Source organism: Paeniglutamicibacter antarcticus (assembly GCF_039544305.1).
Lineage (GTDB): Bacteria > Actinomycetota > Actinomycetes > Actinomycetales > Micrococcaceae > Paeniglutamicibacter > Paeniglutamicibacter antarcticus_C.
The window spans coordinates 314,399-329,613 of sequence record NZ_BAABLK010000022.1; the positions used below are offsets into that span (position 1 = coordinate 314,399).

A 15,215-nucleotide genomic window follows, 5' to 3' on the forward strand; every position below is an offset into this window, starting at 1 on the left:
CATGAACGACGAGCAGTACAGCACCAGGGGCGCCTACGTCACGGGCGATGAATTTACGCGAGACACGAACTACATCCAGGACCGCATTGTCGCCGACCCCGCTGCCGTGCGGGCATCAGGTGGGCCAACGGCCGGATCCATTGGAAACGTCCATGCGGGCGTCACTGAAGGCGCCGACCTGTGGCCGGTTGAGTCCGAGCGCTACAGACTAGTGGCAGCGCGTGCCTGTCCGTGGGCCAACCGCACCATCATCGTCCGGCGACTGCTGGGACTTGAGGATGCCATCTCCCTGGGAACCCCCGGTCCGGTCCATGATTCACGCTCGTGGACCTTTGACCTGGATGCCGGCGACGTGGATCCGGTGCTTGGCACCGAACGCATCCAAGAGAACTACTTCAAGCGCTTCGCGGGATATCCGCAAGGCATCACCGTGCCCGCCCTCGTCGACGTGGCCTCCGGCAAGGTGGTCACCAATGACTACCCGCAGATCACCCTCGACTTTTCCACACAGTGGAAGGCCTTCCATCGCGAGGGGGCCCCGGATTTGCTTCCGGAGGACAAGCTGGAGGAAATGGACGAGGTGAACAAACGCGTCTTCACTGAGGTCAACAACGGGGTCTACCGCTGCGGCTTTGCCGGTGACCAGCAGTCCTACGAGGAAGCCTACAACAGACTGTGGACCACCATGGATTGGCTCGAGGAACGTCTGGGAACGCGGCGTTTTCTCATGGGGGACTCCATCACCGAGCCCGACGTGCGGTTGTTCACCACCCTCGTTAGATTCGACGCGGTTTATCACGGACATTTCAAGGCCAATCGCAACAAGCTCACCGAGATGCCCAACCTCTGGGCCTACGCCCGGGATGTGTTCATGCTGCCGGGCTTCGGTGACACCGTGGACTTCGAACAGATCAAGAAACACTATTACATGGTCCACCGGGACATCAATCCCACGCGGATCGTCCCGGCCGGTCCCGACCTTTCCAATTGGCTTGATCCGCACGGTCGCAAGGCCTTGGGCGGAAACCCCTGGGGCGATGGAACCGCACCGTGTCCGGTGCGCGCATCCGAGAAGGTCGCGCCCGGGCACAACCCGCTTTACCCTCCACGCTAGGGACCGCCAAGCAGGGATGCCGATGAGGTACCGTGGCCCTCTGGAGCCGGACCCGCGCCGGTGTCAGCGTGGGGTGCATGCAACGGGCATTGACGTCCAAGGTGGCCCTCGTGCCCGCTGCCACCCGTGGCGCCGGGCGTGGAATTGTCAATGCCTTGGGCGAGGCGGGGGCGACGGTGCAATGCACGATCCGCAGCACCCTGGCCGCACGCAGTGAATGCGACCGTCCCGAAACGATTGAAAAGACGGCATAGCTTCTCACCGCCGCAGGCGGCTGCGGCATCGCGATACCCGTGGATTACTTAGACCCCGAGGCGGGGGCCACGGTGGAACGCATCGATACCGAACAAGGCCGGGTGGACGCGCTGGCCAACGAGAACTGGGGCGGCGAAAAACTCATTGAGTGGGAGCAGCCCATGTGGAAGTAGGATCTGGACACTGGCTTGCGGATGCTGGAACTGGGTGTGAAGACCCACCGGGTCACCTCCCACCACTTACTGGCCCTCTTGTCACGGAAGCCCGCTGGCCTAATCCTCGAAGTGACCGACGGGACCCGGGAATGCAACGACAGCAACCATCGGGTCTCCACGTTCTACGACCTGGTCAAGGATGCGCCGCTGCGCATGGCCTTCACCCTGGTGCACGAACTGCGGCCGCACCGCTGCACGGCGGTGGCCGTGAGCCCGGGCCGGCTGCGCTCGGAAATGGTGCTCGAGAACTACGGGGTCGATGAAACCACGTGGAAGTCCTCCACCGCCGAGGACGGGCATTTCGCGGCCATCAGCGATTCCCCGAGATTCGTGTCTCGTGGGGTCGCAGCGCTGGCCGCGGATCCGTCGGTCTTCGCACGCACCGGTGCATCGTTTTGCAGCGGTGGACCTGCCCGGGACTACGGCATCACCGATGTCGACGGTTCTGTACCGGATTGCTGACGGCACGCCGAGTGGGTCCAGGGGGGAGGGGCTGCTTGCTGATTCCACCGGTTATCGCTGGGCATGCGCACCAAGATGTTCATCTGAATTCCCCGGCAGTCAGAGCCAGTCCTTGCGCTTGAAGGCGATGTAGAGGGCGACCGAGAGCCCCACGATCAGTAGGCTCGAGGTGATGAATCCCGCGGTGGTGGCGAAGCCGGGGTAGGGCAGGTTTTGGCCGTAGAAGCCGGTGATGGCGGTCGGCACGGCGATGATCGCAGCCCAACTGGTGACCTTCTTGGTGATCACATTGAGCCTGTTGCCTTGGATGGTCAGGTTGGTCTCCACGATGGTCGAGACCAGGTCCCGCAGGCTGTCGGTCCATTCGGTGGCCCGCAGGACGTGGTCGTAGAGGTCCTGGTAGTACGGCGCCATCGCCGGCGGGACCAGGTCGATGTCGCGTCGGATGAGCGTGTTGACGACCTCGCGCATCGGAAGCACGACGCGTCGAAGCCGCACCAGGGACTTGCGCAATTCAAAGCTTCGCCGCTGCACATCGGTGTCGTGCGGCCGATCGTCGAAGAGCAGGTCTTCGAGGGTTTCGATCTGGTCATCGAGGGCTTGGACGGTGTCGAAGTGCCCGTCGACGACGAAGTCGAGCAGCCCGTACAGGAGCGCGCTGATGCCGTGGGTGGTGAGTTCGGCGTTCTGGTCCATGTGCTCAAGCAGGTCGTTGATGGGAAAGGCGTCGTCCTTGCGAACAGTGACCAGGGCCTTGGCGGTGATGAAGGCTGCGACCTCGGCCGTGGCCAATTCCCCGGAGTCGGTGTCCAGGCGGACCGCGTAGGCGCTGAGGAAGTCATGGTGCTCGTAGCGATCGAACTTGGGCCGCTGGCGCGTTGTTGCCGCGCCCTCGATGGCCAGGGAGTGCAGGTTCAGTTCGTCTGCCACGGACTGCAGCTCTTGCACGGTCGGACGGTACAGATCCACCCAGAGGATGGTGTGCTCGTCGGCCAGGAGCTCGTCCAGCTTCTCCAGCGAGAAGCCCTCGTCCAGAAGGACGCCTCCCCGATAGCATCTTGTGGTGTTCATGGCACCAGTATCGCAGTCGCTTCGATGACTTGAAGCGGAAAATCGTCACGGCTCTTCGACCCGGCCGCAACCACACCACCAAACCGAGTGGCAATCACGGGCATGCCAGTTGGGAATTCCCTGCCGCCTCCTGTCCACGCATGGATGAACATGCGGAGCACTCGAGCCTGCCTCTCGCTGCAGCCCTGTTCTTCCACCGTTCTCGGAAGTTCCACTGAGCTGCCATGGGTTCGCTGCCGCGAGAGCGGACGGTGCTACCGCATAGAGCTTGCACCCGTTGTTGAGGTCACCTGAATCCGGGGCAGGGCACCGGGACGTTAAGGTGATGCAGTTATTGCCAAGGTAGCGGGTGAAGGTCCTCGGCCAGGACTTCGGCGGCAGGTTTCATCCATGCGAAATGGCGGTGGTTCCGGGCGGTAGCCGCCGGAACGTGCATCGGTGGGTTGGTGGCTCAGCGCACGTAACGCAGGGTGCGGCGCACGATCAGGAATACGGGGATCGACCCGAGGATCACCAGCATCAGCGTGTAGGGAGCCGCGGCGGTGAAGTCCAGTGATTCTCCGTTGGTGGTCGACCACAGGCCGGTGGCCAGGGTATTGGAGTTGTAGGGCAACAACATCAATGTGGTGGTCAGCTCCTTGCTGGCATCCAGGCCCACCAGCAGTGCACCGGTGACCACCCCGGGAAGCGCCAGAGGCAGCGAAACGCGGAAGAACCGCCGCCAGCTGCCCGAGCCCAGCGAGGCGGCGACGTCGTCGTATTTCACCAAGGCAGCCTGCATTCCCACGCGCTGGTTGCTGACCGCCAGCGGCAGGTAAAGGATCACGTAGGCCAGCACCAGCAGAGCCGCGGTCTTGTACATCCCCGGCAGTAGCCGCGTGGCCATGAAGACCAGTGCCAGGGCCAGGATCGCGTTGGGCACCGCGTGGGCGACCCAGATGGAGCGTTCGGTCAGGTGCGAGGAGAACGAGGGCTTGCGGCTCACCCACCAGCTCACCGGGAACGCCAGGATCGTCGCGAAAAGGGCGGCCCAGCCGGCATAGCTGAGCGTCGATCCCATCGCCGCGAAGACGTCGGGCCAATGCACGACGGCCGAACGGTTCGGTGAGCTCAGCCCGCGTACGGTCATCAAGGCCGTGGGTCCAAGGGCCAGCAGCGGAATTACCAGGACGGCGGCCAGCGCCACCGGCATGGAGCGGCGCAGCCGCCAGCGCGAGGGCGGGCGCACCGAGGAACTGGACACCGAACCGGGAACCGTCCGACCGGAAAAGGCGCGGTTGGCCAGCAGCACGCCGAAAGCAAAGACCGCCAGCAACACCGAGATGGATCGGGCCGAGGAATAATTCCCGTAGTCGATCATTTCGGCCATGATCGTGGTGGTCAGCGTGCGTTGGCGCAGCTGCACCATGGCTCCGTACTCGGAGAGCACATGCAGCGAGACGATCAGCACCCCGCCGGCCAGTGCTGGACGAAGTTGCGGAACCACTACGCGGCCGAACATGGCGGCCGATCGGGTGCCGAGGCTGCGGGCCACTTCTTCCTGGGCGGGGTCGGTGTTGCGCAGGGCGATCACGCAGGGCAGAAAGACGTAGGGGTAGAGGGATAGTGAGAGCACCGCTGTGGCACCGAAGAAGTTGGTGACCAGCTCCGTGCGCGGAATGAACATCAGGTTGGCCGAGTAGGCGGCGTAGGCGCTGACGAATCCGGGTACGGCCAGGGGCATGGCGAAGAGTACGGTGAGAAGTTTGCGGCCCGGGATATCGGTGCGCACCACCACCGTGGCCGCCGTGACGCCCAGGATGATGGAGAGGACCGAGACCGCGAAGGTCAGCCCGATGGTCCGGGCAATGTCCGGGATCGTGGTGGGGAAGGAAAACAGCTGCCGGATCTCAGCGAGGGAGAAACCTGCGATGAAAAGATAGCTGACCGGAAGCAGCGAGAGCACGGCGACGGCGACCGCCAGGGAGGCGGTCGCCGTCGGTTTGCCGGTGCGTGTGGCCAAGGTTAGCTGGACATGCCCAGGGACTTGAGCAGGTTCTCTGCCTCGCCCTGGTCGGCCATGACGTCCATGTCGTATGCGGGGGACTTGATGTCCTCGAGCGATCCGACGATCTTGCTGGTGGTGCCCTTGGCGACCGGGTACTGGGCACCGGAGACGGAGATGTCTCCATCGGCGATGAGCTTTTGCCCGCCGTCTGCGGCGGTGAGCCACTTGATGAAGTCCGCCGAGGCTTCCTGCTGCTTCGAGGACTTCATCACGGCTGCCCCGGAGGAGAGGATCAGGTTGCCTGCATCGGCTTCAGGGAAGTGGTAGATCTTGGAGACCATCTTGTCGGCCCCGCCGACCTCGGCGGCCTTGATCCACCAGTAGTAGTGGTTGGACAAGCCCATGGCGTGCTTGCCGGCTTCGACGGTGTCGCGAACGTTGCCGTTCTTCTGCTCATTGACGCCGTTTTCCTTCAGCCCTTCCAGGAAGGTCCGAGTCTTGTCCTCCCCGATGGTGGAGATCAGGTACTGGGTGGTGGCCACGAAGGCGCCTGAGGGAGCCCACGCGAACTTGCCCTTGTACTGAGGCTTATTGATGTCCATCAGGGTCGCCGGGAGGTCGGCTTCCTTGATTTCTTCCGGGTTGTAGTAGAGCACCCGGGTGCGAGCGGCGTAGGCAGCCCACTGCGCCTTTTCCGAGCTCAAGCCTGGTTGGATCTGGTCGAGCGTGGCTTGGTCGATGGGGCTGAGCAGGTCCTTCGCGCCCATCTGGGCGACCGGGCCCGGATCCTCGGAGAGGAACACGTCGGCGGGGGCGGCCTTTCCCTCGGCTTCGATCTGGCCCACGGTGGCATCTGCCTGGATCTTGAACTTCACGCCGGTCTCATCGGTGTAGGCCTTGGTCAGGCCCTCGACGAGTTCAGCATGCTGGTCGGTGTAGAGGGTCAGCGTCGCGGCGTCCTTGCCCGAGGCCCCCGTGGCACTGGGATCAGATCCGGTGTCACCGGTGGAGCAGCCGGTCAGGGCTGTCAGGGAGACAATGGCGGTGGCGGCTAGGATCCGCTTCGAAAGGGTGGAGAACATAGGAATACGTCTGGACCTAACTCGGTAGTCGTGCGATGGAAAGTGTGTGGGCTGCACTTGCGCGCAGGGAAGGGAAAAGTGCTGGCAGAGCCTTAGTTTTGGCTCGTTGCGGGACCGAAATAGGTGCATACCGCGCGGTCGACAGAGAGCTTGACGCTTTCGCCCACGTCGAAGGCCTGGTCTCCCATGACGCGTACGAGCACTTTCTCGGGCAGCTGCGGGATATGGACCTGGAGGGTTCCGTCGTGACCGTAGAAGGACTGGTCGACGACCGTGCCGATGACTCCTGGAAGGCTGCCGGAATCGGTGGCGCCACGCACGGAGATGTTTTCCGGGCGGATCAGCACGTCGCAGCGTCCGGATTGGCCGTGCCAGGAGCCGATGGCCAGCTCACCAAACGCACAGGAGACCGTCGAACCGCTGGACGTGCTGGCGGCGCTGCAGGGGATCTCCCCGTTGACCACCACGGCGTCCCCGAGGAAGCGGGCCAGTTCGATGTCGCAGGGACGGAAGTAGGTTTCGCGCGGCTTGCCGGCCTGGGCGACCTTGCCATCACGCATGACCACCAGGTGGTCCGCGAGCGTCATGGCCTCTGCCTGGTCGTGTGTCACCAGCACCACCGTGGCGCCGATATCGCGAAGGAGGTTGCGGACTTCCTCGCGCAGCGACTGGCGCAGGTAGGCATCAAGAGCGGAAAATGGCTCGTCGAGCAAAATCACCCTGGGATTGGGGGCGATGGCACGGGCCAGGGCGACGCGTTGCTGCTGTCCCCCGGAGAGCTCATGGGGGCGGCGCGCACCCAGTCCGCCGAGCCCCACCAGGTCCAAGACCTCGGCGACACGACGCGCCCGTTCGCGGCGCGGTTTGCCAGCCAGCCCGAAGCCGATGTTCTGGGCCACCGAGAGATGGGGGAAGAGCGCGCCGTCCTGCGGGACGATGCCGACGCCGCGTTCATGGGCGGGCACCACGGAGCGTCCGCCGGCGGCTACCTCTCGCCCAGCGATGCTGATGGTTCCGGCGCTGGGTTCCTCGAATCCAGCGATGGAGCGCAGCAAGGTGGTCTTTCCACAGCCTGAGGGACCCAGGATGGTGGCGAATTGGCCTTCGGCCACGTCGATGTCGACGTGATCCAGTGCCTGCGCCGGTTCTTGCCCGGCGAAGGTCTTACTCAACCCACGAATCTTCAGCACATTTTCAGGATACCTGAGGAAGGTTACCCATACCTAACGAATGTGATCTCCTCTACATCACGCTGTTGTGCTGTTATAGCTCTAAGCGAGGAATCCCTTGCCTGACAAGGCCATTTCCTCCTGAGTGGAAACTGCTCCAGTTTTTGCCTCGGGGGCCCTCGCGTGAAGGCACAGGTGTCGGGTCGGGTCGAAGCGGCACGAGCATAAGCCGTGGGTCCTGCTCGAAACGGAGGGGGTGGATAGCGGGCGCCGCCCCGGAACCTGTCCCCCGCGAGACCTGACCTGGAGGTCCGCAGGTGGGATCCGGATAGTCCCATGGCCTTGGCGGGGGTCCCGCGTCCCGTTTCGGCGCAGGAACGGACCCTTTATCGCCCCGGTCCGGTGCCATCGGTGAGTTGGCCCCACGCCTTTTCCCCTCGCTGTTAGAGTGGCGGCGAGTGGTTGTTGTGGTCCGGTCATGACAGCGGACCCCGGATCCCTCGGCCTGCCCCGCTTTGGGGTCTCGACCCGTTCGCGCGACGATTGCACTCGCATCGCCGCCGACAGAGCAGTTCGGGGTGGGCTCCTTGTCAAGGGTGCGCTTACGGCGCACCGGAAGAGGTGGCTAAAGCATGGCAACAAAACCAGTAGTAGTGGGTATCGACGGATCCGAAAACTCGAAGGACGCCCTGCGCTGGGCGGTCGAATTCGGGCGGCGGTACGAGGCCCCGGTTGAGGCAATCGCGGTGTGGGAAATGCCGGCGACCTACGGATATGTGATCATTCACGGTGCAACCGGCCAGGAACTCGAGGAAGCCGCCCGCAAAATGCTGGCTGACACGGTGCGCGATACCGTCGGCGACGACGCGGGTGTGAACCAGCAGGTCAAGCGGGGCAATCCGTCCGAGGTCCTCATCGGGGCCTCCGGATCCGCCCAGATGCTGGTGCTGGGAACTCGCGGCCATGGGGCCTTTGCCAGGATGGTCATGGGCTCCGTGAGTCAGCACTGTGCCGCGAATTCCAAGTGCCCCTTCACCGTCGTGCCGCCCACCAAGGTCAAGTCCAAGGAGAAGGACAAAGAAAAGTCCAAGTCCAAGAGCAAGTAGCGCTCCCCGGCACCTGCCTTTCCGCTCAACAGCAACCGGCGGATTCATGGGGCGGTGGACGCCGTTGGCTAGCAACCACTTGGTCGATCTCCGGTGTTCACTGGCACCCTCCGCTGAGCTGTGCCCAACGGCCGCGGAGCTATTGGCCTGGCTCGTGCCATCCGGGCGCGCGGCTTTTGGCCGGGACACCAGGGAACAGTGACCGTGCTGGATGAAGCACGGCCACTGTTCCCTGGATGGAGCGTTGAAGTCCAAGATCGCTGTTGTGGCAGGGGCCACCCGCGGTGCCGGAAGCGGAATCGCCATGGCTCCAGGCGAGGCGGGGGCCAAGCTGTATTGCACAGGTCGCAACAATGAGGGCGGTGCGTAGGGAATGCGACCGTCCGGAAAAGATCGAAAAGACTGCCGGACTTGTCACTGCCGCGTCCGTTGACCATTTGGACCCGAACGCCGTCCAGATACTTGTGGGACGGATCGACACGGAACAGGGCCGGCTTGCGAATGCTGGAACCCGGTGTGGGGACCCACCTCGTCACCGGGTTCCAAAGAGCCCCACGCGCTTTTCCTCGAACCGCACTGTGGCATCGTGCAACTGTGGACACCATGGAGATTTGCACCAAGCGCCTGGTGTTGCGCGAATACTGTACGGGCGATCTGGAGCAGGTGCACGCCTTTGCCGCGGATCCGGTGGTGTGTTCTTTCGTGGAATGGGGACCGAACAACAGGGCGCAGAGTGCCGCGTTCTTGGATGGATGCACGGCGGAGCAATTTGTGGAACCGCGGGATACCTGGACATTGGCCATCACCATGGGCGGGGTGGTGATCGGTTCCATTGCGTTGATGGGCGGGGAATCGGAGCTGCTTCAGGCACCGGGGGACGTGGAAATCGGCTACGTGCTGCGCGTGGAATCCTGGGGCCGGGGTTTTGCCATGGAGTCCGCCTCGGCGCTGGTTCAAAGCGCCAGCAGCGCCCTGGGGTTTACCCGTGTACTGGCGACCTGCCGCCCGGAGAACGCCGGCTCGGTACGCGTGCTTGAAAAGTCCGACCTGCAGCAGGTGGACTACTTACATGGACACAAGCGCATAGACGGGCAGGCGCGTGATTCGCTGCTCTTTGCGACCTCGGTCCCTGTCGGATAAGCAGACGACGGGCATGCCCACGCCATGGTCGGGATGCAAAGCTGTCGGTAGGGCCGTGGCAGGATTGAATCCATGACGATCACCGCAGCCGCAGACGGATCAGCACTCGGAAACCCAGGACCCGCAGGATGGGCCTGGTACATCGACGATGAGCAATGGCGGGCCGGGGGCTGGGCTCACGGAACCAACAACATGGGCGAGCTGATGGCAGTGCTTGACCTGTTTCGATCCACCGCGCACCTGCCCGAGGAAGAACTGCATATCCTTTGCGACTCGAAGTACGTGATCGACTCGGTGACCAAGTGGATGCCAGGCTGGAAGAAAAAGGGCTGGAAGAAGTCCGACGGCAAGCCCGTGCTGAACCTCGATTTGTTCAAGGACATGGATGCTGCGATAAAGGACCGCAAGTACCGCTTCGAATGGGTCAAGGGCCACGCCGGCCACGAGCTGAACGAGGCTGCCGACGTGCGGGCCCGCGCCGCGGCGACTGCCTTCCAAGCAGGACGCGAACCCGATGCCGGTCCCGGACTCGGGGGAACACCAAGCACCGCCGAGCGCATCGCCAACCACGAGGTTGCCGCGCCGGACGGGCACGATTCGATGGTCTTCGAGGACCATCAGGGCCCGGCAACTGCACAACCCGTCGCTCCCGCCCCCGCACCAGGAGCACGTAAGTCGACCGACCCCTCCACGCGCGGAGCCGCCGACGTGCACATGGTCTTCGAGCTGGAGGCGGAACTGCTCTCCGAAGCGGTCCGTGAGGACCTCGAAGAGGTCTTGGCGTTCCTGCACCCCGAGTTCCAGGAAATCAGCCGCGACGGGACGCTGACCGACCGCTCCACCATCATTGCCGCGCTCAATGCCGGCCATGCGTTGCCCGCCGGCGGGGCGTTGCAGGTACTGGCCGCCACGCCCTGGGGCGAACACCATGTGCAGCTTGCCTACCGTTTGCTGGCCGGGGACCAAAAGATCCTGTGCTCCTCGTTCTGGCAGCTGGTCGGGGGACGTTGGTTGCTGCGCTACAGGCAGGAAACCCCGGCATTCTGAAGCATTTTGGCACCCACCTTGCAACCTTGGATGGGTAGTGTGGATGGGTGAGCACACAGAGCAACCACACAGACGTCCTTGATTCGAGATTCGCCCCCGTGGCGGAGCTGATGGCTTCATTCGCGGAGGAAGATCCCGGGTATTCGGGCCAGCTGGCCATCTACCAGGAGAGAAACCTGGTGTTGGACATGAGCGTAGGCCCGGACTGCACTCCGGAGTCGATGACCGGGGTCTTCTCCTGTTCCAAGGGGGCGGGAGCGATCGTGATGGCGTTGCTGGTCCAACAAGGGCTGCTTGACCTCGAGGCACCCGTGGCGCTGTACTGGCCCGAGTTCGCAGCCGCCGGCAAATCGGCGATCACCGTTGCCCAGCTGCTCAGCCACCAAGCGGGACTGCCCGGAGTCGAAGGCGGATTCACCCAAGAGGAGCTCGTGGACTCGCGTCTGGCCGCCACCATCCTGGCGGCAACGCCTCCGCTGTGGACGGCGCCGGGCACCCATTGCTACCACGCGCTGACCATGGGGGTCTTCATGGAGGAACTCGCCCGCCGCTGCGCGCAGGAGTCCTTGCAGGAGATCTTCGAGCACCGCATCCGCGCACCGCACGATATTGACTTCTACCTGGGCCTTCCTGAATCACAGGAACGGCGTTTCCGCCCGGTGCTCAAGGGCCCAGGGGGAGACGCGGCCCCGTTCATCGACCCATTCTCACCGATGGGCCTCGCCATGAATTCGACCGGCGGGTTCGATGGCCCGGAGGGACGCAGCTTCGAGGTGATGGATGTGCCCAACGTGCGTGCCATCAGGGAGGCCGGCCTGGCCTCGATCGGCGGGGTCGCCAATGCCCGCGGCCTGGCGAAGCTGTATGCGGTGGCAACCACCGGGTTCGTCGACGAAGCCGGGCAGTCGCATGCACCGCTGCTCTCTTCCGAGGCGATTGCCGTGATGAGCAGGGACCGGGTCTTCGGGCTGGATCGCTCCAACGGATACCCGGGGGCCTTCGGTATCGGGTTCATGAAGGCGCACACAGGAAACGATTTCGGGTCGGCACGGGCCTTTGGCCACGACGGGGCCAACGGGGCACTGGGCTACGCGGACCCGGCCCATTCGTTGGCGCTGGGCTACGTCCCTGCCCGGCCCGAGGCCAATGGCACCGGTTCGCACGGCAGGGACATCAGCGTGCTGGCACGCAAGGCGCTGCTCGCTGGGTAGAGGTGGCCCGTGAAAAGTAAGTTTCCGACGTTAGTTTAGGACAGTAGATTGGTCATCCCTGAATTGCGGTCGCTGCGTGGAAGCCGCCATAAGGGTGTCCGCCTGGGAACGCCCACTGGTGCGGTGTTCATATGCGCAGCGAGCCACCTGCCTTAATCGGGACCTCTTCGAGGCCGGTGACGAAATATTCAATTTTTATAGTTCAGCGTTAGCTGTATAGTCATTGCATGCTGACTATTGCGACTCGACTCGATGTGATGAACAGGATCGGCCGCGCGATGGCCGACCCGACCCGGTCACGCATCCTCATGACCTTGCTGGAGGGGCCGGGCTACCCGGCCGAACTATCCCGCGATCTGGGGTTGAGCCGTTCCAACGTTTCCAACCACTTGGCCTGCCTACGTGATTGCGGCATCGTGGTGGGGGAAGTGGAGGGACGCCAGACCCGCTATGAAATCACCGACCCGCACCTAGCCAGCGCCCTCACAGCATTGATCGATGTGACCTTGGCCGTTGATGGGAGCGCCGAATGCCTGGACCAAGGATGCCCGGTACCGGGTTGCTGTGAGAGCGAGGCACGCGCATGAATGATGCATGTTGCTCGCATGATGAGCCGAAGGTGCAGAAAACTGAGCCCGGGGCCAATGCTCCGTGGTGGAGTGACCGTGGGATTATGATCCCGCTCGTCTCCGGTGTCGCATTCGTGGCCGGTTTGATCACTCAGTGGTCCGGCGCCGAGGTTCCTGCGCTCGTGATTTTCTGGGCTGGTTTGCTGCTTGGTGCCTCGACGTTCGTTCCCGGTGCGATTCGCAAGCTGATCAAGGGCAAGCTTGGCATCGCGCTGCTGATGACTATGAGCGCCACCGGCGCCGTCATCCTCGGATACGTCGAGGAAGCCGCCGCCCTCGCGTTCCTCTATTCGATCGCCGAGGCCCTGGAAGACAAGGCCATGGACCGTGCCCGCAACGGCCTGCGGGCCCTGCTCAAACTCGTCCCCGAAACCGGCACCATCCTCGTCAGTGGCAACGCCACCCCAATCCAGGCCAGGGACCTCACCATCGGCCAGCTGATGCTTATCAAACCTGGGGATCGAATCGCCACCGACGGCATCATCCGCACCGGACGCAGCGCCCTGGATACTTCCGCGATCACCGGTGAATCGATTCCCGTCGAGGTCGAGGCGGGAGACGAAGTCTCAGCCGGGGCGATCAACACCTCCGGTGTCCTGGAAATTGAAACCACCGCGGCGGGCATCGACAACTCCCTGACCGCCATCGTGCATCTGGTTGAACAGGCACAGGCAGAAAAGGGCGAACGCGCCCGCCTGGCCGACCGCATCGCCCGCCCGCTGGTGCCCGGAGTGTTGATCCTTGCCGCACTTGTCGCACTGATCGGATCGCTGCTGGGCGACCCGGAACTATGGATCACCCGCGCCCTGATCGTCTTGGTCGCTGCCTCCCCGTGCGCCTTGGCCATCGCGGTGCCGATCACCGTCGTCTCGGCGATCGGATCGGCCAGCAAGTTCGGCGTCATCATCAAAAGCGGTGCGGCCTTCGAACGGTTTGGGGCCATTGGCCACCTCGCAGTCGACAAGACCGGCACGCTGACACGCAACCAGCCCACCGTCACCGATGTGATAGCCGTCGAGGGAACCAGCAAGCACCAGGTCTTAGCGTGGGCCGCAGCCCTAGAACAACACAGCACCCACCCGCTGGCTGTTGCCATCACCCAAGCAGCCCCGGGAACGGTTGCCGCCACCGGCATCACCGAGGAAGCCGGGCACGGCATACATGGCACCGTTGACGGAGCCGTGATCGGCGTCGGCAGCCCACGTCGGTTCGACGCCGGGGATCTGGCCGAGGCGGTGCACCGCTTGGAGACACTGGGCATGAGCGCGGTCATCGTCCACCGCGAAGGTGCAGCGGTCGGCGCTATCGGCGTGCGCGACGAACTGCGACCCGAGGTCCCCGACGTGGTGCGGACCCTCACCGCCCGAGGCATCGGCATCACCATGCTCACCGGAGACAACGACCGCACCGCGCGCACTCTCGCCTCCCAGGCCGGCATCGAGGACGTCCGTGCGGAGCTACGCCCCGAAGACAAAGCGAAAGCCATCCGCGAACTGAACGCGATAACGCCCACGGCGATGATCGGAGACGGCATCAATGATGCCCCGGCCCTGGCTGCCGCGGATATCGGGATTGCCATGGGGGCCACCGGCTCCGATGCCGCAATCGAATCCGCCGACATCGCCTTCACCGGCCACGACCTGCGCCTGATCCCCCAAGCCATCGCCCATGCCCGGCAGGGCCGACGAATCATGAACCAAAACATCGTGCTTTCACTACTGATCATCGCCGTCTTGCCGCCCCTGGCCATCACCGGCGTCCTGGGCTTGGCAGCCGTCGTCCTGATCCACGAGGCCGCCGAGGTCATCGTGATCCTCAACGGCCTGCGTGCCGCGCGAACCAAAAACAACCAGTCGCCCCAGCCAAAGATGCACTCAACGAGCATGCAAGCATCTCCTCCTAGCGACCACCCCGCCCCCATCTCCTAGCCTGCCCGGCCCGCCGGGACGCAAGACACCGAATGGAACGCCACATGAACAGCCCCGCCCCCTCAACCACCCGCGCCCCGAAGAAACCCAAGATCGTTGTCTGGATCCTGCTGGCGATCGCTATTGTCGCGGCCGTCATCGGCTATTTCGTCGCACAGAACAATTCCCCGGCAGCGGATCCCGCTGCCACCGAGGCCGGCATGGAAGGGCAACTCGTGCGGGAGAACAGCCGGGTGCTTTCGCAGGCGCCGGACGAGAAGGCGGTCCTGGTGGAGTTCCTGGACTTCGAGTGCGAGGCCTGCAGTGCGGCATACCCGTTCATCGAGGAACTGCGCGCCGAGTACTCCCAGACCGTCACCTTCGTCCAGCGATACTTCCCGCTGCCCGGACACATGAACTCCATGAACGCCGCCGTGGCCGTGGAAGCCGCAGCCCAGCAGGACGCCTACGAGGACATGTACAAGAAGATGTTTGACACCCAGGTCCAGTGGGGTGAATCGGCCGACAACAAGAGTGCCCTTTTCCGCACCTACGCCGAAGACCTGGGACTGGATGTGGCGGTCTACGACGCCGTCGTCGCCGACCCTTCCACAGAGGAACGCGTGAAGCTGGACATCGCCGACGGGAAGGCCCTGGGCGTCACCGGAACCCCGACGTTTTTCCTCGACGGAAAGATACTCAATGTGCAGAGCCTGGAACAGTTCAAGGATGCCGTCGCAGCGACGGCCGCCAACTAATCGTGGTCTCCAGATCCGGTAGAAGACGCCATGCGCGCACCGGCCACCACTAAACTCATAGC

General features: G+C 63.8%; 15 protein-coding genes. 11 read left to right on the top strand and 4 right to left on the bottom strand.

All coding sequences use genetic code 11. From position 1 onward, the window contains the following. The first annotated feature begins 1 nt into the window (after position 1). From ABEA12_RS06485 to ABEA12_RS06500, 4 genes are all read left to right on the top strand, one after another. Positions 2–1,114, top strand: a complete 1,113-nt coding sequence (locus tag ABEA12_RS06485) for a glutathione S-transferase family protein (RefSeq protein WP_210099787.1) — start codon at positions 2–4, stop codon at positions 1,112–1,114. A gap of 110 nt (positions 1,115–1,224) precedes the next feature. Further along, the gene (locus tag ABEA12_RS06490; RefSeq protein ID WP_345467064.1) at positions 1,225–1,368 is read left to right on the top strand and encodes a hypothetical protein; all 144 of its coding nucleotides are present in this window, start codon (positions 1,225–1,227) and stop codon (positions 1,366–1,368) included. A 39-nt stretch (positions 1,369–1,407) separates the two neighbouring features. Beyond that, positions 1,408–1,542, top strand: a complete 135-nt coding sequence (locus tag ABEA12_RS06495; protein WP_345467067.1) for a hypothetical protein — start codon at positions 1,408–1,410, stop codon at positions 1,540–1,542. A 36-nt stretch (positions 1,543–1,578) separates the two neighbouring features. Further along, positions 1,579–2,046, top strand: coding sequence for an SDR family oxidoreductase (locus ABEA12_RS06500; protein WP_345467069.1), 468 nt, complete (start codon positions 1,579–1,581; stop codon positions 2,044–2,046). 99 nt (positions 2,047–2,145) lie between these two features. On the opposite strand, the gene ABEA12_RS06505 is transcribed toward ABEA12_RS06500, so the two are convergent. The 4 genes from ABEA12_RS06505 to ABEA12_RS06520 form a co-directional block, all read right to left on the bottom strand. Then, positions 2,146–3,117: a magnesium transporter CorA family protein gene (locus tag ABEA12_RS06505; protein WP_210099788.1), complete on the bottom strand. Its 972-nt coding sequence runs from the start codon at positions 3,115–3,117 to the stop codon at positions 2,146–2,148. Positions 3,118–3,568: 451 nt separating this feature from the next. Further along, the gene (locus ABEA12_RS06510) at positions 3,569–5,119 is read right to left on the bottom strand and encodes an ABC transporter permease (protein ID WP_210099789.1); all 1,551 of its coding nucleotides are present in this window, start codon (positions 5,117–5,119) and stop codon (positions 3,569–3,571) included. 2 nt (positions 5,120–5,121) lie between these two features. Then, positions 5,122–6,186: an extracellular solute-binding protein gene (locus ABEA12_RS06515; RefSeq protein ID WP_210099790.1), complete on the bottom strand. Its 1,065-nt coding sequence runs from the start codon at positions 6,184–6,186 to the stop codon at positions 5,122–5,124. A 92-nt stretch (positions 6,187–6,278) separates the two neighbouring features. After that, a complete protein-coding gene (locus ABEA12_RS06520) occupies positions 6,279–7,358 on the bottom strand; it encodes an ABC transporter ATP-binding protein (protein ID WP_210099791.1) in 1,080 nt (359 codons plus the stop codon). Positions 7,359–7,987: 629 nt separating this feature from the next. On the opposite strand from ABEA12_RS06520, the gene ABEA12_RS06525 reads away from it, so the two are divergent. The 7 genes from ABEA12_RS06525 to ABEA12_RS06555 all read left to right on the top strand — a co-directional run bounded on the left by ABEA12_RS06525 (position 7,988) and on the right by ABEA12_RS06555 (position 15,153). Continuing rightward, on the top strand, positions 7,988–8,461 hold the full coding sequence (locus ABEA12_RS06525; RefSeq protein ID WP_210099792.1) for a universal stress protein: 474 nt from the start codon (positions 7,988–7,990) through the stop codon (positions 8,459–8,461). A gap of 603 nt (positions 8,462–9,064) precedes the next feature. Beyond that, positions 9,065–9,601 carry a GNAT family N-acetyltransferase gene (locus ABEA12_RS06530; RefSeq protein WP_210099793.1) on the top strand — a complete coding sequence of 179 codons (537 nt, stop codon included), beginning with the start codon at positions 9,065–9,067 and terminating at the stop codon, positions 9,599–9,601. Positions 9,602–9,673: 72 nt separating this feature from the next. Further along, the gene (locus ABEA12_RS06535; protein WP_210099794.1) at positions 9,674–10,648 is read left to right on the top strand and encodes an RNase H family protein; all 975 of its coding nucleotides are present in this window, start codon (positions 9,674–9,676) and stop codon (positions 10,646–10,648) included. Positions 10,649–10,695: 47 nt separating this feature from the next. After that, on the top strand, positions 10,696–11,859 hold the full coding sequence (locus tag ABEA12_RS06540; protein WP_210099795.1) for a serine hydrolase domain-containing protein: 1,164 nt from the start codon (positions 10,696–10,698) through the stop codon (positions 11,857–11,859). Positions 11,860–12,086: 227 nt separating this feature from the next. After that, positions 12,087–12,446 (top strand): Cd(II)/Pb(II)-sensing metalloregulatory transcriptional regulator CmtR, encoded by a 360-nt coding sequence (cmtR, locus tag ABEA12_RS06545; RefSeq protein WP_210099796.1) that lies wholly within the window; start codon positions 12,087–12,089, stop codon positions 12,444–12,446. Continuing rightward, positions 12,443–14,416, top strand: a complete 1,974-nt coding sequence (locus ABEA12_RS06550) for a heavy metal translocating P-type ATPase (protein ID WP_210099797.1) — start codon at positions 12,443–12,445, stop codon at positions 14,414–14,416. The genes cmtR and ABEA12_RS06550 overlap by 4 nt, the downstream gene beginning before the upstream one ends. A gap of 44 nt (positions 14,417–14,460) precedes the next feature. Continuing rightward, on the top strand, positions 14,461–15,153 hold the full coding sequence (locus tag ABEA12_RS06555) for a DsbA family protein (protein ID WP_210099798.1): 693 nt from the start codon (positions 14,461–14,463) through the stop codon (positions 15,151–15,153). Positions 15,154–15,215 lie beyond the last annotated feature (62 nt).

Bases quoted from the DNA above. Each gene is read 5' to 3' on its own strand.
- ABEA12_RS06485 (WP_210099787.1), top strand. From the start codon at position 2: ATGAACGACGAGCAGTACAGCACCAGGGGCGCCTACGTCACGGGCGAT.
- ABEA12_RS06505 (WP_210099788.1), bottom strand. From the start codon at position 3,117: ATGAACACCACAAGATGCTATCGGGGAGGCGTCCTTCTGGACGAGGGC.
- ABEA12_RS06515 (WP_210099790.1), bottom strand. From the start codon at position 6,186: ATGTTCTCCACCCTTTCGAAGCGGATCCTAGCCGCCACCGCCATTGTC.
- ABEA12_RS06525 (WP_210099792.1), top strand. From the start codon at position 7,988: ATGGCAACAAAACCAGTAGTAGTGGGTATCGACGGATCCGAAAACTCG.
- ABEA12_RS06530 (WP_210099793.1), top strand. From the start codon at position 9,065: ATGGAGATTTGCACCAAGCGCCTGGTGTTGCGCGAATACTGTACGGGC.
- ABEA12_RS06535 (WP_210099794.1), top strand. From the start codon at position 9,674: ATGACGATCACCGCAGCCGCAGACGGATCAGCACTCGGAAACCCAGGA.
- cmtR (WP_210099796.1), top strand. From the start codon at position 12,087: ATGCTGACTATTGCGACTCGACTCGATGTGATGAACAGGATCGGCCGC.
- ABEA12_RS06550 (WP_210099797.1), top strand. From the start codon at position 12,443: ATGAATGATGCATGTTGCTCGCATGATGAGCCGAAGGTGCAGAAAACT.
- ABEA12_RS06555 (WP_210099798.1), top strand. From the start codon at position 14,461: ATGAACAGCCCCGCCCCCTCAACCACCCGCGCCCCGAAGAAACCCAAG.